Origin of the sequence: Microbacterium sp. LWH13-1.2 (assembly GCF_038397735.1) — a bacterium.
Taxonomy (GTDB): Bacteria; Actinomycetota; Actinomycetes; order Actinomycetales; family Microbacteriaceae; genus Microbacterium.
In genome coordinates, this window is sequence record NZ_CP151635.1 from 2,015,549 (window position 1) to 2,035,653 (window position 20,105).

General features: G+C 69.3%; 18 protein-coding genes. 12 read left to right on the plus strand and 6 right to left on the minus strand.

The annotated features are described in order from the left end of the window. Positions 1–23 precede the first annotated feature (23 nt). Complete coding sequence (locus tag MRBLWH13_RS09605; protein ID WP_341954616.1) at positions 24–1,790, plus strand: biotin carboxylase N-terminal domain-containing protein; 1,767 nt, start codon at positions 24–26, stop codon at positions 1,788–1,790. Between the two features lie 58 nt (positions 1,791–1,848). On the opposite strand, the gene MRBLWH13_RS09610 is transcribed toward MRBLWH13_RS09605, so the two are convergent. Together MRBLWH13_RS09610 and MRBLWH13_RS09615 are read right to left on the minus strand one after the other, a co-directional pair. After that, the gene (locus tag MRBLWH13_RS09610; protein WP_341954618.1) at positions 1,849–2,730 is read right to left on the minus strand and encodes a hypothetical protein; all 882 of its coding nucleotides are present in this window, start codon (positions 2,728–2,730) and stop codon (positions 1,849–1,851) included. 62 nt (positions 2,731–2,792) lie between these two features. Then, the gene (locus MRBLWH13_RS09615; RefSeq protein ID WP_341954620.1) at positions 2,793–4,247 is read right to left on the minus strand and encodes an NAD(P)H-quinone dehydrogenase; all 1,455 of its coding nucleotides are present in this window, start codon (positions 4,245–4,247) and stop codon (positions 2,793–2,795) included. Positions 4,248–4,295: 48 nt separating this feature from the next. Here MRBLWH13_RS09615 and MRBLWH13_RS09620 point away from each other — a divergent pair, with 48 nt between their 5' ends. From MRBLWH13_RS09620 to MRBLWH13_RS09630, 3 genes are read left to right on the plus strand one after another with little or no spacing between them, the layout of a single operon-like run. Next, positions 4,296–5,129: a purine-nucleoside phosphorylase gene (locus MRBLWH13_RS09620; RefSeq protein WP_341954622.1), complete on the plus strand. Its 834-nt coding sequence runs from the start codon at positions 4,296–4,298 to the stop codon at positions 5,127–5,129. A gap of 32 nt (positions 5,130–5,161) precedes the next feature. After that, positions 5,162–6,796, plus strand: a complete 1,635-nt coding sequence (locus MRBLWH13_RS09625; RefSeq protein ID WP_341958276.1) for a phospho-sugar mutase — start codon at positions 5,162–5,164, stop codon at positions 6,794–6,796. A 5-nt stretch (positions 6,797–6,801) separates the two neighbouring features. Beyond that, positions 6,802–7,065, plus strand: coding sequence for an HPr family phosphocarrier protein (locus tag MRBLWH13_RS09630; protein WP_341954624.1), 264 nt, complete (start codon positions 6,802–6,804; stop codon positions 7,063–7,065). Between the two features lie 29 nt (positions 7,066–7,094). Here the strand turns inward: MRBLWH13_RS09630 and MRBLWH13_RS09635 are convergent, their stop codons facing one another. Next, entirely contained in the window at positions 7,095–9,017 is a 1,923-nt protein-coding gene (locus MRBLWH13_RS09635) for a PRD domain-containing protein (protein WP_341954626.1), read from the minus strand. A gap of 169 nt (positions 9,018–9,186) precedes the next feature. Here MRBLWH13_RS09635 and MRBLWH13_RS09640 point away from each other — a divergent pair, with 169 nt between their 5' ends. The 8 genes from MRBLWH13_RS09640 to MRBLWH13_RS09675 all read left to right on the plus strand — a co-directional run bounded on the left by MRBLWH13_RS09640 (position 9,187) and on the right by MRBLWH13_RS09675 (position 16,939). Beyond that, positions 9,187–9,504: a hypothetical protein gene (locus MRBLWH13_RS09640; RefSeq protein ID WP_341954629.1), complete on the plus strand. Its 318-nt coding sequence runs from the start codon at positions 9,187–9,189 to the stop codon at positions 9,502–9,504. Then, positions 9,501–9,782 carry an HPr family phosphocarrier protein gene (locus MRBLWH13_RS09645; RefSeq protein WP_056513358.1) on the plus strand — a complete coding sequence of 94 codons (282 nt, stop codon included), beginning with the start codon at positions 9,501–9,503 and terminating at the stop codon, positions 9,780–9,782. Before MRBLWH13_RS09640 ends, MRBLWH13_RS09645 begins: the two co-directional genes overlap by 4 nt. Before the next feature lie 56 nt (positions 9,783–9,838). Continuing rightward, on the plus strand, positions 9,839–11,464 hold the full coding sequence (ptsP, locus tag MRBLWH13_RS09650) for a phosphoenolpyruvate--protein phosphotransferase (RefSeq protein WP_341958278.1): 1,626 nt from the start codon (positions 9,839–9,841) through the stop codon (positions 11,462–11,464). Continuing rightward, entirely contained in the window at positions 11,461–13,092 is a 1,632-nt protein-coding gene (locus MRBLWH13_RS09655) for a PTS mannitol transporter subunit IICB (RefSeq protein WP_341954633.1), read from the plus strand. The genes ptsP and MRBLWH13_RS09655 overlap by 4 nt, the downstream gene beginning before the upstream one ends. Positions 13,093–13,159: 67 nt before the next feature. After that, entirely contained in the window at positions 13,160–13,591 is a 432-nt protein-coding gene (locus MRBLWH13_RS09660; protein ID WP_341954635.1) for a PTS sugar transporter subunit IIA, read from the plus strand. Next, the gene (locus tag MRBLWH13_RS09665; RefSeq protein ID WP_341954637.1) at positions 13,591–14,748 is read left to right on the plus strand and encodes a mannitol-1-phosphate 5-dehydrogenase; all 1,158 of its coding nucleotides are present in this window, start codon (positions 13,591–13,593) and stop codon (positions 14,746–14,748) included. Before MRBLWH13_RS09660 ends, MRBLWH13_RS09665 begins: the two co-directional genes overlap by 1 nt. An 85-nt stretch (positions 14,749–14,833) precedes the next feature. After that, positions 14,834–16,141: an NAD(P)/FAD-dependent oxidoreductase gene (locus tag MRBLWH13_RS09670; protein ID WP_341954639.1), complete on the plus strand. Its 1,308-nt coding sequence runs from the start codon at positions 14,834–14,836 to the stop codon at positions 16,139–16,141. A 48-nt stretch (positions 16,142–16,189) separates the two neighbouring features. After that, on the plus strand, positions 16,190–16,939 hold the full coding sequence (locus tag MRBLWH13_RS09675) for an alpha/beta hydrolase (RefSeq protein WP_341954641.1): 750 nt from the start codon (positions 16,190–16,192) through the stop codon (positions 16,937–16,939). Between the two features lie 39 nt (positions 16,940–16,978). On the opposite strand, the gene MRBLWH13_RS09680 is transcribed toward MRBLWH13_RS09675, so the two are convergent. The 3 genes from MRBLWH13_RS09680 to MRBLWH13_RS09690 are packed head-to-tail and all read right to left on the minus strand — an operon-like array spanning position 16,979 to position 20,105. Further along, positions 16,979–17,836 (minus strand): carbohydrate kinase family protein, encoded by an 858-nt coding sequence (locus MRBLWH13_RS09680; RefSeq protein ID WP_341954643.1) that lies wholly within the window; start codon positions 17,834–17,836, stop codon positions 16,979–16,981. A 31-nt stretch (positions 17,837–17,867) separates the two neighbouring features. Then, positions 17,868–18,971 (minus strand): polysaccharide deacetylase family protein, encoded by a 1,104-nt coding sequence (locus MRBLWH13_RS09685; protein WP_341954645.1) that lies wholly within the window; start codon positions 18,969–18,971, stop codon positions 17,868–17,870. A gap of 18 nt (positions 18,972–18,989) precedes the next feature. Beyond that, positions 18,990–20,105 (minus strand): adenosine deaminase, encoded by a 1,116-nt coding sequence (locus MRBLWH13_RS09690; protein ID WP_341954647.1) that lies wholly within the window; start codon positions 20,103–20,105, stop codon positions 18,990–18,992.

The following is a 20,105-nucleotide window of genomic DNA, read 5'->3' on the forward strand; positions in this document are numbered from 1 at the left end:
TCCTTCTCGCTAGGCTGGCAACCATGCCTGATATCGCCAAGGTGCTCATCGCCAACCGCGGCGAGATCGCCGTCCGCATCATCCGTGCCGCTCGTGACTCGGGGATCGCCTCAGTCGCCGTGTACGCCGACCAGGATCGCGACGCTCTGCACACCCGCCTCGCCGACGAGGCCTACGCCCTCGGCGGAGCGACGAGCGCCGAGACCTACCTGCAGATCGAGAAGATCCTCTCGATCGCCCGCCGTGCCGGCGCAGACGCCGTGCACCCGGGGTACGGCTTCCTCGCCGAGAACGCCGAGTTCGCCCGCGCCGTCATCGGTGCCGGGATGACCTGGATCGGCCCCTCCCCCGAGGCCATCGAGGCGCTCGGAGACAAGGTCACCGCTCGTCACGTCGCCGAGAAGGTGGGCGCCCCGCTCGCGCCCGGGACTCCCGGCCCCGTGGCCGGCGCAGACGAGGTCGTCGCGTTCGCGAAGGAGTTCGGCCTGCCGATCGCGATCAAGGCCGCCTACGGTGGCGGCGGACGCGGGCTCAAGGTCGCTCGCGAACTCGACGAGGTCGCCGAGCTGTTCGAATCCGCGACACGTGAGGCCGTCACCGCCTTCGGCCGCGGCGAGTGCTTCGTCGAGAAGTACCTCGACAAGCCCCGCCACGTCGAGACGCAGTGCCTGGCGGACTCCGCGGGCAACGTCGTCGTCATCTCGACCCGCGACTGCTCGCTGCAGCGCCGTCACCAGAAGCTCGTCGAGGAGGCGCCTGCGCCGTTCCTCACCGACGAGCAGAACGACCTGCTGTACTCGGCGTCGAAGGCCATCCTCAAGGAGGTCGGCTATGTCGGCGCGGGAACCTGCGAGTTCCTGATCGGCGCCGACGGCACTGTCTCGTTCCTCGAGGTCAACACCCGCCTGCAGGTCGAGCACCCCGTCTCCGAAGAGGTCACCGGCATCGACCTTGTGCGCGAGCAGTTCCGGATCGCGGCCGGCGGCACCATCGACTACGACGACCCGAAGCCGACCGGACACTCGATCGAGTTCCGCATCAACGGCGAAGACCCTGGTCGCGGTTTCCTCCCCCAGCCGGGTCCGATCCACGTCTTCAAGACCTTCGGCGGCCCCGGCATCCGTCTCGACTCCGGCGTCACCGCCGGCGACTCCGTCTCGGGAGCGTTCGACTCGCTGCTCGCGAAGATCATCGTCACGGGCAAGGACCGCGCCGAGGCCCTCGAGCGCTCGCGCCGGGCGCTCGACGAGTTCGAGGTCGCGGGTCTTCCGACCGTTTTGCCGTTCCACCGCAAGGTCGTCCGCGACCCGGCCTTCACCGCCGACAACGGCGAGTTCGGCATCTTCACCCGATGGATCGAGACCGAGTTCGAGAACGACATCCCCGCGTGGGACGGCGAGCTCGAGTCTCCGGCCGCCGCCGAGAACCGCCACACCGTGGTCGTCGAGGTCGCCGGCAAACGGCTCGAGGTGAGCCTGCCCGACCGTGTCGCGGTCGCCGCAGGAACCGCGGGACGACCGGCCGCCGTGCCGCCGTCTCGTCGCAGCCACGCCACCTCGGTCAGCGCCGGAGCCTCCGGTGACGCCGTGAAGTCGCCGATGCAGGCCACCGTGGTCAAGGTCGCCGTCGAAGAGGGGCAGCAGGTAGTCAAGGGCGACCTGGTCGTCGTGCTCGAGGCGATGAAGATGGAACAGCCGCTGCAGGCGCACAAGGACGGCACGGTCGGCAGCATCGCGGCCACCGCGGGAGCGACCGTCGCCGCCGGCCATCAGCTGCTCACGATCAGCTGACCGCAGACAGTCTCAGGACGAAGGCCCCCGCCGCGAGGCGGGGGCCTTCGTCGGCGATTCAGTCCGCCGGGGCAGAAGCGCACCATTCATCGAGCAGTCGCTGCCCTGTCGATGTGCCGAGGGTGGCGCGTGCCGCCGGCGAATCGTGGAACTCCCGCAGCGCGGACCAGACGACCTGCGGGTGCGTCTTCAGCATCGCCGGGGCCACGGTGACCGTGGCGGCGACACGCATCCCGTGGGACGCGGTCACACGGCTCGGATCCACGCGAAGCCGGATCACGGGGAGCTCGACCATGCCGCGACGCGGTTCCGTCAGGTCTGGCTCCACGCCGCGGATAGAGGTCCACGGCAGGTACAGGGTCTCTGTGGCACGGATCAGGATCACCCCGTCGTGGCCGATGCCCAGCCCCATCGGCCGACGACCGAAGGAATCGGAGCGGTACTGCGTGATGGCCGCACGAACCGCCGTATAGACGAACAGGGCGGCGGTCGCCGCGAGCACCGCGACTCCGAGGAAGGCCTCGGGTCGGCCGGTCAGCCCGATTCCGACCGCCACGATCGCAGCCGCGATGAGCACGAGCGCCCACACGACGCACAGCGTCAGGGTGAGGACGCCCGGCCGCCGCTCCGGCACGAAATGCATGCGTGCATCCGGGGTCGATATCCGCCCGCGCGTCAGAGTCGCCGCGTCGACCAGACGCGCGCGCCCCTCGGCGAAAGGTGTGCGGGCCGCGACCGCGAGGGCCGTGACACCGAACAGCGCGACGAACGCACCCGACCACAGCGGGCCGGCTGCGCCGCCCGAGAATCCGATCATGGCGGCCGCGGCTGCGAAGAGGACGACGCCCAGCCAGAGCATGCCGGTGTTGCGCCGGGGGCGACGTTCACCCCACGTCGCCGGCCATCCCTGCAGCGGTGGCGACGCGAACGGATCCGTCACTGCGCCTCCCCCGCGAAGCCGAACGGCACCACGGGATCGGCAGACAGCACGATCACCGGCACCTAGGAGATGTTCGCGTTGACGAGGTGCATCGCCCGGCTCGCATCGGTGATGCTGCTCGAGAGCGAAGGGTACGCCGCGAACACGCGCGAGACCTGGTCGACCGTCAGACGCCGCTCGACGGCGACGGCGATCGGATAGATCAGCTCGGAGGCCTTCGGTGCGACGATCACGCCGCCGATGACCGTGCCCGAGCCCTTGCGTGCGATCAGCTTCACGAAGCCGTCCTTGATGCCCATCATCTTGGCGCGCGGGTTCGCGGCCAGCGGCAGCTTGAAGACGAGTCCGTCCGCGACACCGTCTTCGACGTCCTTCTCCGAGTAGCCGACCGTCGCGATCTCGGGAGCCGTGAAGATGTTCGAGGTGATCTTGATCAGCTCGAGCGGGATCACGATGTCGCCCAGAGCGTGGAACACGGCTGTGCGGCCCTGCATCGACGCGACGGATGCGAGGGGGAAGAAGTTCGTGCAGTCGCCGACGGCGTAGACGTTCGGCACCGAGGTGCGAGCCACGCGGTTGACGCGGACGTGCCCGGTCTCGTCGAGTTCGACTCCCGCATCCTCGAGGCCGATGCCCGCGGTGTTGGGGATCGAGCCGACGGCCATGAGGCAGTGGCTGCCGTCGACCGTGCGACCGTCGGAGAGCGTGGCCGTCACACCGTCCTTCGTGACCTCGACCTTCTCGGCTCGAGCCTTGGAGAGCACCGTCATTCCGCCGCGCTTGAAGACCTTCTCGAGCACGCGTGCAGCATCCTGGTCCTCGCCCGGCAGCACCTGGTCGCGGCTGGAGATGAGCGTCACCTTCGCGCCGAGGTTCATGTAGGCGGAGGCGAACTCCGCACCGGTCACACCGGAGCCGACGACGATGAGGTGCTCGGGAAGCGCCTTCATGTCGTAGAGCTGCGTCCAGGTGAGGATGCGCTTGCCGTCGGGCTTCGCCGAATCCAGCTCGCGCGGCGAGGCACCGACCGCGACGATGATCGTGTCGGCCTCGATGCGGTCGAAGTCGGTGCCCTTCTGCCCCGTGGACACGATGATCGCGTTCGGACCCTCGAGCCGACCGTGGCCGGAGAGGATGCGCACACCGGCCTCGAGCAGAGTGGTGCGCATGTCCTCGGACTGCTGACCGGCGAGGGCGATGAGGCGCTTGTTCACGGCTGCGAGGTTGATCGCGATCTCGGGCTTGAGCGGCTTGCCGTGCTCGCCCTTGGCGTAGAACTGGACACCGAGATCCGAGGCCTCGGAGATCGCGACCGCGGCGTCCGCCGTGGCGATCAGGCTCTTCGAGGGGACGACGTCGGTGAGCACTGCCGCACCACCCACGCCGACGCGCTCGACCAGGGTCACCTCGGCTCCGAGCTGAGCGGCTGCGAGTGCCGCTTCGTAACCGCCGGGACCGCCACCGAGGACGGCGACGCGCTGAGTGCGCTCAAAAGGGGTGGAAGACATGATCTCCATTCTTCCGCAATCCTGGCCCCGGAGCCTGCACCTTCCTAGAGTGGATCCATGTCCGAAACACACAGCAACCCCCTCGACGACCCGAATGCGAATCCGTTCGAGGTCGCAGCCGACGCAGCCGCCGACATCGCGCGCCTGACCGGAGTCGAGAAGCACGACATCGCCCTCACGCTCGGCAGTGGCTGGGGCAAGGCCGCCGACATCATCGGCGAGACGATCGCGACCATCCCCGCCACCGAGGTCACCGGCTTCTCGAAGCCCGCTCTCGAGGGCCACGTCGGGACCCTTCGCAGCATCCGCACCCCTGACGGCAAGAACGTGCTCGTCATCGGCGCCCGCACCCACTACTACGAGGGCCACGGCGTCCGCCGTGTCGTGCACTCGGTCCGCACCGCCGCGGCCACGGGGGCGAAGATCATGGTACTCACCAACGGTGCCGGCGGCGTCCGCGAGACCTGGACGCCGGGACAGCCGGTGCTGATCAGCGACCACATCAACCTCACGGCCGACTCTCCGCTCGAGGGCGCGACCTTCATCGACCTGACCGATCTCTACGCGACGCGCCTGCGCGACATCGCTCGCAGCGTCGACCCCACGCTCGACGAGGGCGTCTACACGCAGTTCCGCGGCCCGCACTACGAGACGCCGGCCGAGGTGCAGATGGCGAAGCGCATCGGCGGCGACATCGTGGGCATGTCGACCGCACTCGAGGCGATCGCCGCCCGCGAGGCCGGCATGGAGATCCTCGGCTTCTCGCTCATCACGAACCTCGCCGCCGGCATCCAGAAGACGCCGCTCAGCCATGCCGAGGTCATCGAGGCCGGTCGCGAGGCGGAGCCTGTGATCTCGGCTCTGCTCGCTCGCGTGGTCGAGGCGCTGTGAGCGCCGAGCGCCTCGCACAGGCTCGCGCCTGGATGAGGCAGGACCCCGACCCCCAGACGCGCGACGAACTCGCGGCGGTCATCACCCGCGCGGCGGCAGGCGACGAGACCGCGATCGCCGACCTCGACGATCGCTTCAGCACGCGCCTCGCATTCGGCACCGCAGGGCTCCGCGGCGCTCTCGGGGCGGGCAGCAACCGCATGAATCGCGTGCTCGTCGCCCAGGCGGCGGCCGGGTTCGCCTCGTACCTGCGCGAGCGGGCGCACGGCGGCATTCCGACCGTGATCATCGGCTACGACGGTCGCCGCAACTCCCGGGTGTTCGCCACCGACTCCGCCGAGCTGTTCGCCGGTGCCGGGCTCCGCGCGATCCTGCTCCCGCGCCTTCTGCCCACCCCGGTGCTCGCCTTCGCGGTACGGCACCTCGGAGCGGATGCCGGGGTCATGGTCACGGCCTCGCACAACCCGCCGAACGACAACGGCTACAAGGTCTACCTGGGCGGCGCGGATCAGGGGTCGCAGATCGTCGCGCCGGCGGACGCCGAGATCGCCTCCCACATCCAGCGGATCGCCGATGCGGATGACGTCACTGTTCTCCCCCGGTCGAGCGCCTACGAGACGGCAGGCGAGGACGTCGTCGACGCGTATGTCGCGGCGACCGCCGCGGTGGCCCCTGCTCCCGCATCCGCGTCGGACATCCGGTGGGTCTACACCGCGATGCACGGCGTCGGATGGGAGACCCTGTCGAAGATCGCCGCCGCCGCCGGCTACCCCCAGCCCATGGTCGTCGAGGAGCAGCTGAAACCCGACGCCACGTTCCGCACCGTGTCGTTCCCCAACCCGGAGGAGCCAGGGGCGATGGACCTGTCGTTCGCCCGGGCCCGGCGGGTCCAGGCGGATTTCATCCTGGCGAACGATCCAGACGCCGACCGCCTCGCGGTGGCGATCCCCGACGCGTCGTCTGAGAACGGCTGGCGTCGCCTCACCGGCAACGAGGTGGGCCTCCTGCTCGGAGCGCGCGCCGCGAAGGCGGCCGCAGGCGCGCCCGGCGCGTCCCTGGCCTGCTCGCTCGTCTCCTCCCCCGGTCTCGGCGCGGTCGCGGCGCACCACGGCCTCGACTTCCACGAGACGCTCACGGGCTTCAAGTGGATCTCGCGTGCCCCCGGTATCGTGTTCGGATTCGAGGAGGCCCTCGGCTACCTCGTGAACCCCGAGACGGTTCGCGACAAGGACGGTATCTCGGCAGCCGTGGCGATCCTCGGCCTCGCCGCCGAGGCGCACGAGCGAGGGAAGTCGCTGGCAGATCTCCTGACGGAGCTCGGCGACACCTACGGCCACTTCGCCAGCGGCCAGGTGTCGGTGCGCGTCGACGACCTCTCGGTGATCGGCACCGTGATGCTGTCGCTGCGCACGCTGCCTCCGTCGCAGTTCGGCGGGCACACCATCGCCTCGGCGGAGGATCTGCTGCAGGCGGACCCAGGGCAGCCGTCGGGCGACGTGCTGCGTTACCGCCTCACCGACGGATCCCGGATCATCGTGCGCCCCAGCGGCACCGAGCCCAAGCTCAAGGTCTACATCGACGCGAAGGCCGAGTCGGCCGAGCGCGCCGCCGAGATCGTGCGCGAGCTCGAAGCCGCCGTGCGGAGCCTCCTGGAAGAACGATCGTAGGCCGCATGCCGAGAAGACACGTCGTCATCAGCGCGCACAACGGGGTGCACGCGCGCCCCGTCGCCGAGCTGGTGCGCGTCGTGCAGGCGCATCCGCACACGGTGACCCTGCGCACGTCGTCGGGCGCGGTCGTGGACCTCAGCAGCGTCCTCGCGCTGATGGACCTCGCACTCGCGCCCGGCGACGCCGTGGTGCTCGAGACGGCGGAGTCGGCAGACGCCGACTCCGTGCTCGACGCGCTGGCCGGTGTGCTCGACCCTCGGCGCTGAGTTGCACCCTCGAGCCCGGACCTGAGCGGTCAGCCGTCGATGACGGCCACGAGCTCGTCGAGAAAAGCCTCGAAGCTGGTGCCACGGCGAACGATGCGCTGCACGCTGTCGCGCTCGCTGAACACCTCGACGAGCTGCTCGAAGACGGTCTGGAATGCGGCCCGGTCGCTCTCGCTGAACGCGGCGAGCGCGACCACCTGCACCCTGCCCTCCCCCCAGGCCGCCGAACCGTCGGCGACGCCGATCGCGATCGCTGTCCTCGACGCCGTCATCTGCAGCGCATGGGGCACAGCGAGGGCGTCCGTGAACGCCGTCGACGACATCCGTTCGCGCAGGATCGTGTTCTCGACGTAGTCCTCGCCGATGAGCCCTGCGCTCACGAGCAGTCCCCCGAGGCGCCGGATGATCGCCTCCTCACCCTCGTCGGGGAGCGGATAGACGAACGCATCCGCGACGAAGTACCGTGCGAGCTCTGCACGAAGGCGCGTCAGGCGCCTCCCTCTTCTGACCCGTGCCGCGGCCTGCTGGATGCGATCGACATCGGCATCGGTGAGGAACGGCTGGATGCGCACGAACCGGTCACCGGTCGCACCTGGCTCGATCGTGCTGAGCACCAGATCGGTGTCGAAGGAGGCCCATTCCGGGTCGACGTTCGTGACGACGCTGGTGACCTCGATGGCGGATCCCAGGGACCGGTCGACGCTGGAGCGGAGCAGCTCATGCAGTTCGTAGTAACCGGGGCACACGATGGTCGCCGTGAGGATCGACTCGGCCTTGCGGCTGCGCTCGAGGCGTCCGCCGACGTGCATCGCGATGTAGGCGATCTCGTCGTCGTGGATAGGCGTCCCCAGCCGGTCGTGCAGACCGCTCGCGATCGACACCGCCACCTCGAAGATCATCGGATAGGAGGTCTTCAGCGACCGCGTGAGCGGATTGCGGGTGAGGGCGCTCTCCTCGGCGCGGCGCAGCAGGTTCTGCACGTGCAGGGCGAGGCGCAGCACGAAGGTCTCGTCGACCAGGTCGACCTGGAAGTCGTCGGCGGCCCTGGCGATCTCTGCACGGACCGCGGCCTCCACGGCAGGAGCGACGCCGCTGCGAGCGACATCGCCGGCGGCGTCCTCCCCCGGGGCCACGATGCGGGTGAGGACGAGGGACGCCAGGTGACCGCTGTCGCCGTCGCCCAGCGCGACGGAGAAGTGCTCCTGGGCGAGGCGGGCGATGATCGCGCCGACTCTCGGTATCTCCTCGCGCGCGCCGGCAGGACCGGCCTCGAGCGAGTGACCGGCGGCGACCCGCTCGGCCGCGATCGCGATGTGCAGAAGGACGTCCGAGATCGCGAGCTCGTTGACGTAGTAGCCCAGCTCGCCGAGCTCGCGCACCAGCTCGGACTTGAAGGGGGCGACGGACCCTGCGGCGACGGCGGTGCCGGCGAGGGCTCGGCGGAAGGTCTCGGGGTGGAAGGACGCGGCGTCCATCTCGTCGTGCGCGAGCCGGCTGAGAAGGCGGCGCTGTGCCGCCTCGTTGCCGCGCAGGCGCACGATCTCACGGTCGCGCTCCAGAGTCAGCTCGGTGCCGTCCAGCAGCCCGCGGACCCGGGTGAGGTCGGATTCGAGAGTCGCCTCACTCACGTGCAGCTCGTCGGCCATCGCGAACACGTCGACGCCGCGCGGCAGGTCGAGCAGTGTGCGGACTATGCCGTGCAGCCGGTCTCTGGGAGCGGATTCGCCGCCCTGCCTGGCACGCAGCGCATCGCGCGCCGCTGAGCCCGCCCGGTAGCCCGCGGGCCCTGACTCGACGGCATCCGCACCGCCCGTCCGAGCGTTCAGCGCCGCCACGTACGAGCGGATGCTGCGGGGGGTGACCCCGAGCTGATCGGCGAGGCTCGCGGCCGTCGCCCAGTCGCCCTGGCGGAGCAGGGTCGAAAGGAGCTGGTCCTGGCGCTGACGCGACATGATCCTCCCCCTCTTCCGTGCCGACTGCACTGTCCTGACGTGACTTCCATGATGTCAGGAAGCGCGTGGCCCCGCTCCGAAACCGATGTTCCGCAGGGGCGGAAAGGAACCTGTTGGCGAGCGCACGCACCGGTTCCCAGACTGTTCTCAGGAAAGGTAGTGGGCATCGATGAAGATCCTTGTGGTGTGCGGCGCCGGCGCGTCGAGCACATTCGTCGCACAGCGACTGCGCAGAGCGGCCTCCGACGCCGGACTCGACTGGGACGCGGCAGCCGGCATGGAGCACTCCGTCACCGGCGGCGATCACGACCTCGTCCTCGTCGGCCCTCATCTCGCCGGCCGCCTCGACGCCATCCGCGATGCGGCCGCCGTGCCCGTGTTCGTCCTCCCGGAGGACGTCTTCGCCGACCGCGACGGCACCCGCACCCTCGCGCTCGCCCGCTCGATCCTCGCCGACGCCAGGAACACCCCGAAAGGAACATCATGACCGTCTCCCGCACCGTACGCATCGGCTCATCCCACGGACTCCACGCCCGCCCCGCGAAGCTGTTCGCACAGGCGGCCAAGGACTCGGGCATCGCCGTGACCATCGCGAAGGACTCCGGCAAGGCGGTCAACGCAGCCAGCATCCTCGGCGTCATCGCGCTCGCGATCGAGTACGGCGACTACGTCACGCTCACCGCGGACGGCGACAGCGCCGAAGGCGTGCTCGACACGCTCACAGAGCTGTTGACGACCGACCACGATCAGGATGCCGGCGCGTGAGCGAACTGCGAGGAGTCGGGATCGGTCTCGGCGTCGCCCAGGGCGTCGTCGTGCGGATGACCGAAGCGCTGCCCGCTCCGGAGAACACACCGAGCACGCAGGGCATCGATGCCGAGCGCACCAGGGTGCGCGAGGCCGTCGCCGCGGTGGCTCAGGAGCTGACCGCCCGAGGGGAGGCAGCCGGAGGCTCGGCCCGGGAGGTTCTCGAGGCCCAGGCGATGATCGCCGAGGACCCCACGCTGCAGGACGAGGTCGACGCCAGGATCGATGACGGCGCCACCGCCGAGTGGGCCGTGCACGACGCCTTCGCCGGGTTCCGCGCCACGCTCGAGGCGGTCGGGGGCTACCTCGGCGAGCGCGCGGCCGATCTCGACGACATCGCCCAGCGCGTGCTCGCACGGCTTCGGGGCGTGGATGCGCCCGGTGTGCCCGACCCGGGGCATCCTTTCGTCCTGGTCGCGCGTGACCTCGCCCCGGCCGACACGGCGCTGCTGAACCTCGACCAGGTGCTCGCACTCATCACCTTCGACGGCGGCCCCACGTCGCACACGGCGATCCTCGCCCGCGAGAAGGGCATCGTCGCGATCGTCGGCGCGGCCTCGGCATCTTCCCTCGCCACGGGCCAGTCCGTGATCGTCGATGCGGCCGCCGGACTCGTGACCCTGGATCCGACCGACGACGAGAAGGAGCGCGCCGAACAGCGCGCCGCCGCTCGACGATCCGCGGACGACGCACCACTGACCCCCGGCGCCCTCGCCGACGGCACGCTGATCCCGCTGCTGGCGAATCTGGGGAAACCTGCAGACGCATCCGATGCCGTCGAACGCGGGGCCGAGGGCGTCGGGCTGTTCCGCACCGAGTTCCTGTTCCTCTCGTCGGCCCAGGCGCCGACGGTGGAGCAGCAGCGCGAGTCGTACCTGGAGCTGCTCGCAGCCTTCCCGGGCAAGAAGGTCGTCGTGCGGATGCTGGACGCCGGGGCCGACAAGCCGCTGGCTTTCCTCAACGACGCGCACGAGGAGAATCCGGCACTGGGCCTGCGCGGCCTCAGGGCCCTCCGCGCGAGCGAGGACATCCTGCGCGAGCAGCTGACCGCTCTCGCCGAGGCGGATGCCGCGACCGAGGCCGACCTCTGGGTCATGGCGCCCATGGTCGCGACCGTCGAGGAGACCGAGTACTTCACCGCGCTCGCCCGCGAGTACGGCCTCAAGACCGCCGGCGTCATGGTCGAGATCCCGTCCAGTGCCCTGCTCGCCGACCGGATCCTCGCGCATGCGGACTTCGCATCGATCGGCACGAACGACCTGACGCAGTACACGATGGCCGCCGACCGCATGCTGGGTTCCGTCGCCGGATTCCAGGACCCGTGGCACCCCGCCGTGCTCAGGCTCGTGCGCGAGGTCGGTGCCGCCGGTGCCCGACTCGGAAAGCCGGTCGGCATCTGCGGCGAGGCCGCGGCAGACCCGATGCTCGCCGTGGTGCTCGTCGGACTCGGTGCTACGAGCCTCTCGATGGCTCCGTCGGCGCTCGCGGACGTGCGTCAGATGCTCTCCACCCGAACCCTCGACGAGGCCCGCAACCTCGCCGAACTGGCGCTGGCGGCCGACGACGCCGCCGGAGCCCGCCTCGCCGTGGCCGATGCCACAGCAACCCTTCCCCCTCACCAGAAAGAGACGACATCATGACGACGACGTCACCGGCCGCCACGAAGGCAGGCGGCCTCCGAACGGGCGTGCAGCGCTTCGGCACGTTCCTGTCCGGAATGATCATGCCCAACATCGCCGCGTTCATCGCGTGGGGATTCATCACCATGCTGTTCATCCCGAAGGGCTTCTTCGGGGCGGAGAGCCCCTTCGGCTGGCACTGGGCCGGCGTCGCCGAGATCGTCGGCGGGGGTGGCGATTCGGCCGTCCTCGGCTGGCAGGGTGCGATGACCGCGGTCGCCGAAGGCGCTGACGGCAACATCCTCGCGTATGTGGGCCTCGTCGGCCCGATGGTCACGTACCTGCTCCCTCTCCTCATCGCCAACACAGCGGGCCGCATGGTCTACGGCGAGCGCGGCGGCGTCGTCGCGACGATCGCGACGATGGGTGTCATCGTCGGCACGAACATCCCGATGTTCCTCGGTGCCATGATCATGGGACCGATCGCAGCCTGGATCACCAAGCGCATGGACCGGCTGTGGGACGGCAAGATCCGGCCCGGCTTCGAGATGCTGGTGAACAACTTCTCCGCCGGAATCCTCGGCATGGTCCTGGCGATCGTCGGATTCTTCGCCTTCGGCCCTGTCATGCTCGGCATCAGCGCGGTGCTCGGCGGGGCAGTCGACTGGCTCGTCTCGCTGAACCTGCTCCCGCTGGTCTCGATCATCGTCGAGCCCGCCAAGGTGCTGTTCCTCAACAATGCCATCAACCACGGCGTGTTCACCCCGCTCGGCATCGAGCAGGCCGCTGAGACCGGCAAGTCGATCCTGTTCCTCATCGAGGCGAACCCCGGCCCCGGCCTCGGACTCCTGCTCGCCTTCACCTTCTTCGGCGTCGGTGCGGCGAAGGCCTCGGCACCGGGTGCGGCCATCATCCAGTTCTTCGGTGGCATCCACGAGATCTACTTCCCGTACGCACTGAGCAAGCCGACCACCATCCTCGCGCTGATCGCGGGTGGCGCGGCCGGTGTCACGACGAACATGGTCCTCGGTGGCGGTCTCGCCTTCCCGGCAGCCCCCGGCAGCATCATCGCCGTCACGGCCGCGGCCGTCGGAGGCGGTGTCGGCAACCTGCTGGTCGTGTACCTCTCGGTGGTCATCGCCGCCGTCGTCACCTTCCTCATCACCGGCGTCATCCTCCGGGCTTCGCGCAAGCGCGACCTCGAGGCCGAGGGCGACAGCTTCGGCGACGCGATCGCGCAGACCGAGGCGAACAAGGGCAAGTCCTCCGCCGCGATGGACGCGCTCCGGGCCTCCTCGGGTGCGGGCGCCGCGGGCGCGGCAGCCACCGGTGCAGGCGTGGCCACCGACCGTCGTATCGCGAACATCGTGTTCGCCTGCGACGCCGGCATGGGCTCGTCGGCGATGGGCGCGAGCGTCCTGCGCAACAAGTTCAAGAAGGCCGAGATCGATGGGGTCACGGTCACCAACCAGGCGATCGCGAATCTCGACGGCAGCGCCGATCTCGTGATCACGCAGCAGCAGCTGACCGACCGCGCGAAGGCGCAGTCGCCGAACTCGATCCACGTGTCCGTCGACAACTTCATGAACTCTCCGAAGTACGAAGAGGTCGTCGAGATGGTGCGCGAGCAGCGCGACTCCGACGCGTGACAGACCGGGCGGGGCGGGTGCCACGGCATCCGCCCCGCCCCCACATTCTCAGAAAGAAGGAATCACCATGAGCGTTCTCACCCTCGACCAGGTCCGCATCCACGCAGGCTCCAGCACTCAGCAGGAGGCGCTGCAGGAGGCGACCGACATCCTCGTATCCGTCGATGCCGTCACTCCCGCCTACGTCGACGCGATGCGTCAGCGCGAAGAGACCGTCTCGACCTACATGGGCAACGGTCTGGCGATTCCGCACGGCACGAACGACACCAAGGATGCGATCCTCGCCTCGGCTCTCTCGGTCGTGCGCTACGACGGCGGCGTCGACTGGGCCGGCGAGCCCGCGACCTTCGTGATCGGCATCGCCGGACGCGGCGACGAGCACCTCGAGATCCTCTCGCAGATCGCGATCCTCTTCTCCGACGAGGACGACGTCGCCAAGCTGAATGCGGCGCAGACCCCGGACGAGCTGTACGCACTCCTCTCGGCGGTGAACGACTGATGAAGGCCGTCCACTTCGGAGCGGGCAACATCGGCCGCGGTTTCGTCGGCCTGCTGTTGCACGAGGGCGGCTACGAGGTCGTCTTCTCGGACGTTGTCGACGCCCTGGTCGATGCGATCAACGCTGTCGACTCGTACACCGTGCACGAAGCCGGTCCGGGTGGCACCGATCACGTCGTCACCGGATTCCGTGCGGTGAACAGCAAGACGGACCCGGATGCTGTGGCCGACGAGGTCGCGACCGCCGATGTGGTCACCACCGCGGTCGGGCCCACCGTGCTGCGATTCGTCGCTCCGACGATCGTCGCGGGCCTCGCCCGCCGCTCGGCCGGCGCCGCTCCGCTGCAGGTGATGGCGTGCGAGAACGCGATCGGCGCGACCGACACCCTTCGCGCCGAGATCGAGAACGCGGCGGGAGTGGATGCGGAAGAGCTGCTCTCCCGCGCGGTGTTCGCGAACACCGCAGTCGACCGCATCGTGCCAGGACAGCCCGCGGACGGCGGAGTGGACGTCACTGTAGAGCCGTACTTCGAGTGGGCGATCGAGTCGGAGGCCTTCGGCGGCGCGTTGCCGAAGATCCCCGGAGCGCATTTCGTCGAGAACCTCGCGCCGTACATCGAGCGCAAGCTCTTCACGGTGAACACCGGGCACGCCGCGACGGCGTACTTCGGCGCTCGTGCCGGCATCGAGCGCATCTCGGATGCGCTGGCGGATCCCGACATCGCCGCTCGCGTGTCGGCTGCGCTCGAAGAGACCTCCGCGGTCCTGGTCGCCGAGCACGGCCTCGACCCCGCCGAGCTCGCCCAGTACCGCGCGACGATCCTCGAGCGGTTCCGCAATCCCGCGCTCGTCGACACCGTGCAGCGCGTCGGCCGCCAGCCGCTGCGCAAGATCTCGCGGCACGAGCGGTTCATCGGCCCCGCGGCGATGGCCGCCGAGCGAGGACTCTCCACCATCGCACTGGTCGGCGCCGTCACCGCCGCGCTCGAGTTCGAATCGCCCGACGACGAGCAGGCGGTCGAGATGCAGGAGGCCCTGCGCACCGAAGACGCTCTCGCCTTCACCTCGCGCACGACGGGACTGGATCCCGAGCATCCGCTGTTCCCTGCGGTTCGCGATGCCGTCGTCTCGCGTCAGACGGCTCTGAACGCCTCCTGAGCGCCGCTGCACGCATCGCCCACGCCCTCTGCCGATACGATCGGCGGAGGGCGCAGGTGCGCGCGCAGCGAGGTGCGGGAGCAGCATGAACAGATACGCCGTCATCGGCGCGGGGCCGTCAGGACTCGCTGCCGCCCGCGCGCTCACGAGACGTGGGATCGGCGTCGACGGATACGAGGCCTCTGCAGGGGTCGGTGGACTCTGGGACATCGACAACCCGCGCAGCACCATGTACGAGTCCGCGCACCTGATCTCTTCCCGCACCACCACCGAGTTCACCGAGTTCCCGATGCGCTCGACGGTCGACTACCCGGGTCACCGCGCGCTGCGGGAGTACTTCGAGGACTACGCCGAGCACTTCGGGCTCACCGAGCTGTTCCGGTTCGAGACCACCGTCACCCGACTCGAACCGCGTGACGGCGGGTGGGACCTCACCAGCGCGGGACCTCAGGGCGAGCAGACGCAGTGGTACGCGGGAGTCGTGCTCGCGAACGGCACCCTGGCCGAGCCGAACACCCCCGCATTCGCCGGCTCCTTCAGCGGCGAGCTCATGCACACGAGCTCCTACAGGTCCCCCGCACAGCTCGCCGGCAAGAGGGTGCTCGTGATCGGCGCGGGCAACTCCGGATGCGACATCGCGGTCGATGCCGTGCACCATGCAGCCGCGGTCGACATGAGCGTGCGCCGCGGCTACTACTTCGTGCCGCGCTACCTGTTCGGACGGCCCAGCGACACCTTGAATCAGGGCAGACCGCTTCCCGCCCGCATCAAGCAGGCCGTCGACAGCCGGGTGCTCAAGGCGTTCACGGGCGACCCCGTGCGCTTCGGGTTCCCGAAGCCCGACTACCGCATCTACGAGGCGCACCCGATCGTCAACACCATGGTCCTCAACCACCTGGGGCAGGGCGATCTGCGCATCCGTCCGGACATCGACCGCTTCGACGGACCGACCGTGCGGTTCCGCGACGGCACAGCCGACGACTACGACCTCGTGCTGCTCGCGACCGGCTACACCCTCGACTACCCGTTCGTGGATCGACGGCATCTGCAGTGGCAGGGCGCAGCCCCCCGACTCTTCCTCAACATGTTCCCGTCCTCGTTCAACGGCCTGTACGTGATGGGCATGATCGAGGCCTCCGGCATCGGCTGGCAGGGCCGCTACGAGCAGGCGGATCTGCTCGCCACCTATCTCGATGCCGTGGACAACGATGCGGCCAGTGCGGCACGGTTCCGCGACCGGGTGACCGCCAAGCCGTGGCCGGATGTCACCGGCGGCTACCGGTACCTCGGGCTCGCGCGCATGGCGTACTACGTCAACAAGGACGCCTACCGCGCTGCGGTCCGCCGCGAGCGGGAAGCGCTCGAGAGCCCTGTGCCTCACCGTCGTGGGTGATCCTCGGCCCCGATGCTGTTCACATGCACCGGCCCTAACGTTGATCCCGTGCAGAAGAAGCGTGGCCGTCGTGTCCTGAAAGTGATCGTCTGGGCGCTCGTCGCCGTCCTCGTGCTCGGAATCGGCGGCATCGTCGCCTGGAGCCAGATCGGGGTGATGCCCGCCGAAAAGGCACCGCTCGCGAGCGTCCGCGAGAACCCCGCTGTCCACGTCGAAGACGCCGAGCAGGGAATCGTCCTCACCCCCGCCGACGGCGAGTCCGAGACGGGCCTCGTGTTCATCCCCGGGGCGAAAGTGGACCCGTGGGCGTACGCCGCGATCCTGCAGAGCCTCGCCGAGGAGGGCGTGACGGTCGTGATCACCCGCCCGTGGCTGAACCTCGCGTTCTTCGACCTGCGCGGCCTGGATTCCCTCACGTCGGCGGCTCCCGACATCGACGAGTGGGCGGTCGGAGGTCACTCGCTGGGCGGCGTGCGCGCGTGCCAGCTCGCCGCAGACGCCGATGCGCTCGTGCTGTTCGGGTCGTACTGCTCGAACAATGTCTCCGACACCGACCTCGCAGTGCTGAGCATCTCGGGCAGCGAAGACGGGCTCTCGACGCCCGAGAAGATCGACGCGGCCCGCGACCTGCTCCCCGCCGACGCCGAGATGGTCGAGATCGAGGGCGCATCCCACGCATCGTTCGGCGACTACGGCCCTCAGGCCGGCGACGGGACGCCGACCATCGCGGACGACGAGATGCACGCCGAGGTCGCCGAGATCCTGAACCCCTTCATGGCTGGGCTCCCCCAGGGCTGACCTCCGCTCAGCCGCGCGTCGTCTCAGCCGCCCTCCATCTCAGACGATGACGGCATCGAGCAGCGGATGCAGGTGACGCGTGCCGAGCACCTCTGCCGCCGTCCGCGCGCCCGCCGTGAGCGCGGACCGCACGTCGGCGCCGGAGAGCCGGGCGTCGAGCACCCCGGCGAGGAAGGCATCGCCGGCGCCGTTCGTGTCGACGATATCGGCGGGCAGCGCCGCGACCCGGTGCTCCGTGCCGTCTGCGTCGATCGCCACCGCGCCCCGCGCACCCAGGGTGCACACCGCGAGCGATGCACCGGCCCCGATGCGCGAGCGGAGGAACGCGACCGGATCGTCGAGGTGGTCGGCATTGCAGAACACCGCGTCGGCCGCGGCGAGGAACGGACGGTGGAAGTCGGCCTCGCCGTCGTAGTCGTGCACGTCGACCCAGATCGGGAGACCGGTGGACTTCGCCGCGGGGAGAAGCCTCAGCGGCTCCGCGGCGAGGTCGAGCACGATCACGTCGGCCTCTCGCATCGCAGAGACCAGAGCAGCGTCATCGGCGCCGTCCGTGGCCGACGGCGACGCGAGGTAGAGCGACACCCTGCCGCCCTCCCGCGTCATCAGGTTGAGGTGTCGCTCGGTGGCATCGCCGTCACCCCACACGGTGCCCACGCCTGCCCTGTCGAGTGCGCCGCGCACGCGCTCCCCCGACTCATCCGCAGCCGTCAGTGCATACAGCACCGTCGGGCGGCCGAGAGCCGTGAGGCTGAGGGCCTTGCCCGCGCTGGTGCCGCCGAGGGTCTCCCAGCTCTCCTCCGCGAACTGCATGTGCGGCACGGGTTCAGGAAGCCTGTCGAGCACGACGATCGAGTTCCACGAGGCGGGGCCGGCGATGAAGACGGATGCGGTCATGGGCTCCATCCTGCCGCGTCCACGCGCCGAGTCAGCCGATCCGCTTGATCAGCGAGTCCAGCCCCATGCCGTAGTCGATGCGCACGACCGGCAGCGCGAGCTTGTCCGTCCCGATCTCAACGTACCCGGGTTCGATGGTGCGGGCCATCTCGAACCCGGCCTGGGCGACGCCCTGCTTCGCGGTGTCGTTGTAGTGGCCGAACGGATACGCGATCACCTCGCGCACCCCGAGCACGTCAGCCGAGGCGTTGAGGTCTGCGGCGATCTCGTCGGCCGTCCAGTTCACCATCCGGCCCTTGCCGTTCTCGCCGGCCTGATGCATGTCGTTCGTGTGCGATCGTCGGAGCACGTAGATCGACGGCGGCGGATCCTGACGGTAGGCGGTGATCATGAATGACGTCGAGAGCAGCTTGTACCTGTCGATCACGGGCACGGCCAGATCGAACCAGGTCTGATCGGCGTCATCGTCGGTGATGATCACCGAACGCGCGGGCAGCGAGAGCCGACCGTCGATGAACGCGCTGAGCTCGTCCCAGGTCGGGAGGTAGAACCCGGTCGTCGCGATGTGGTTCATCTGGGCATCGAAGTCGCCGATGTACGCGTAGTTGCCGCGCAGCCAGCCCGTCTCGCCGTCGGGGTTCGCGGTGAACTGGTGGTACATCAGGATCGACACCTGCACTGCGGCCGCGGCGTTCGCCTCCGGAGTCGTCCACCCCGCGAACAGGTCGACCTGCTGATCGACGCAGACGACGGGGTCGGCTCCGTTGATCCGCGCGGCGACCGTGAACCCCGCCGCATCCGCCTCGCTCGCGTACCACCCCGCGAACACGCGTCCGTCCTGCTCCGGGATCGGGAGGCCGGCGTAGAGAGCGTTCTGCCACTGCAGCATCGGGTCCTCCGGCGCACCCTCGCCGAGGAAGCTCACCGCGCACGCCAGCGGATCGTTCGTGTCGGCGACGAGCTGCTCGGCCTTCGTCAGCGGACGCTCGATGACCGCCGCGGTCGTCCTCGGGGCGATCTCCTCAGTCGCGCGGGTGAACCACGCGTAGGCTGCGGCCGCACCTCCTGCGAGCACGATGACGGCACTGATGACCACTGCGATGCCTGCTCGGCGTCGCTTCCCCCCGGAAGCCATGACTCAGTCGTCCATGTCTCAGATGTCGAATCCTTCTGCGATCATCTCGACGAGCTCCTCGCGCTCCTCGACGGGCAGGAAGGCCGCTGCCGCGGCGTTGAACTGGAAGGTCTCGAGATCGTCGAGGTCGTACTCGAACGTCTCGACCAGGTTCGCGAGCTCACGCGTGAGCGAGGTCGCACTCATCGTGCGGTTGTCGACGTTGACCGTGACGGCGAAGCCGAGCTGGTAGAGCAGGTCGAACGGGTGGTCTGCGAGCGAGTCGCCCCATGCCGCGATCGCTCCGGTCTGGAGGTTCGACGACGGCGACAGCTCGAGCGGGATCTCACGGTCGCGCACCCATCGCGCGAGGTCGCCGAACTGCACCTGCACCTCATCGCCCTCCTGCGTGATGACCTGCAGGTCCTCCGCGATACGCACACCATGGCCGAGACGCAGCGCCCGTCCGTCGAGCAGGGCCGAGCGGATCGACGCGGGGCCGGCGGCCTCACCGGCGTGCACCGTCACGGGGAAGAAGTTCTCGGCGAGGTAGTCGAAGGCCTTGCGGTGGTTCGAGGCGGGAAAACCGTCCTCCGGGCCCGCGATGTCGAAGCCGACCGCTCCGCGACCGCGGAAGCTCACTGCGAGCTCTGCGATCTCGAGCGAGCGGTCGGTGTGGCGCATCGCGGTGATCAGCTGGCCGACGCGGATGCTGTGGCCGGCGCGATCAGCGGCATCCTCGCCCTCTTCGATGCCCTGCTGCACGGCCTCGACGGTCTGCTCGAGAGTGAGCCCACGGGTGAGGTGCTGCTCGGGAGCCCAGCGCACCTCGCCGTAGATCACGCCGTCGGACGCGAGGTCCTGCACGAACTCGCGCGCGACGCGGGTCAGCCCCTCCGTCGTCTGCATGACGGCGGTCGTGAGGTCGAAGGTCTTCAGGTACTCGACGAGCGAACCGGAGTCGCTCTTCTTCGCGAACCACTTGCCGAGCGCTGCGGGCTTCGACTCCGGGACCTCGAGACCGATCGCATCCGCCAGCTCGATGATCGTCGACGGACGTACGGCGCCGTCCAGGTGGTCGTGCAGCGACACCTTGGGCAGGCTGCGCAGGGATGCTCCCTGGATGGTGACATCACCGTTCGCGTCGATCGACAT

Excerpts from the sequence above, each read along its gene's own strand:
- MRBLWH13_RS09605 (WP_341954616.1), top strand. The coding sequence starts at position 24 with ATGCCTGATATCGCCAAGGTGCTCATCGCCAACCGCGGCGAGATCGCC.
- MRBLWH13_RS09615 (WP_341954620.1), bottom strand. The coding sequence starts at position 4,247 with ATGGAGATCATGTCTTCCACCCCTTTTGAGCGCACTCAGCGCGTCGCC.
- MRBLWH13_RS09620 (WP_341954622.1), top strand. The coding sequence starts at position 4,296 with ATGTCCGAAACACACAGCAACCCCCTCGACGACCCGAATGCGAATCCG.
- MRBLWH13_RS09625 (WP_341958276.1), top strand. The coding sequence starts at position 5,162 with ATGAGGCAGGACCCCGACCCCCAGACGCGCGACGAACTCGCGGCGGTC.
- MRBLWH13_RS09630 (WP_341954624.1), top strand. The coding sequence starts at position 6,802 with ATGCCGAGAAGACACGTCGTCATCAGCGCGCACAACGGGGTGCACGCG.
- MRBLWH13_RS09635 (WP_341954626.1), bottom strand. The coding sequence starts at position 9,017 with ATGTCGCGTCAGCGCCAGGACCAGCTCCTTTCGACCCTGCTCCGCCAG.
- MRBLWH13_RS09640 (WP_341954629.1), top strand. The coding sequence starts at position 9,187 with ATGAAGATCCTTGTGGTGTGCGGCGCCGGCGCGTCGAGCACATTCGTC.
- MRBLWH13_RS09645 (WP_056513358.1), top strand. The coding sequence starts at position 9,501 with ATGACCGTCTCCCGCACCGTACGCATCGGCTCATCCCACGGACTCCAC.
- ptsP (WP_341958278.1), top strand. The coding sequence starts at position 9,839 with ATGACCGAAGCGCTGCCCGCTCCGGAGAACACACCGAGCACGCAGGGC.
- MRBLWH13_RS09655 (WP_341954633.1), top strand. The coding sequence starts at position 11,461 with ATGACGACGACGTCACCGGCCGCCACGAAGGCAGGCGGCCTCCGAACG.
- MRBLWH13_RS09660 (WP_341954635.1), top strand. The coding sequence starts at position 13,160 with ATGAGCGTTCTCACCCTCGACCAGGTCCGCATCCACGCAGGCTCCAGC.
- MRBLWH13_RS09665 (WP_341954637.1), top strand. The coding sequence starts at position 13,591 with ATGAAGGCCGTCCACTTCGGAGCGGGCAACATCGGCCGCGGTTTCGTC.
- MRBLWH13_RS09670 (WP_341954639.1), top strand. The coding sequence starts at position 14,834 with ATGAACAGATACGCCGTCATCGGCGCGGGGCCGTCAGGACTCGCTGCC.
- MRBLWH13_RS09680 (WP_341954643.1), bottom strand. The coding sequence starts at position 17,836 with ATGACCGCATCCGTCTTCATCGCCGGCCCCGCCTCGTGGAACTCGATC.
- MRBLWH13_RS09685 (WP_341954645.1), bottom strand. The coding sequence starts at position 18,971 with ATGGCTTCCGGGGGGAAGCGACGCCGAGCAGGCATCGCAGTGGTCATC.
- MRBLWH13_RS09690 (WP_341954647.1), bottom strand. The coding sequence starts at position 20,105 with ATGTCGATCGACGCGAACGGTGATGTCACCATCCAGGGAGCATCCCTG.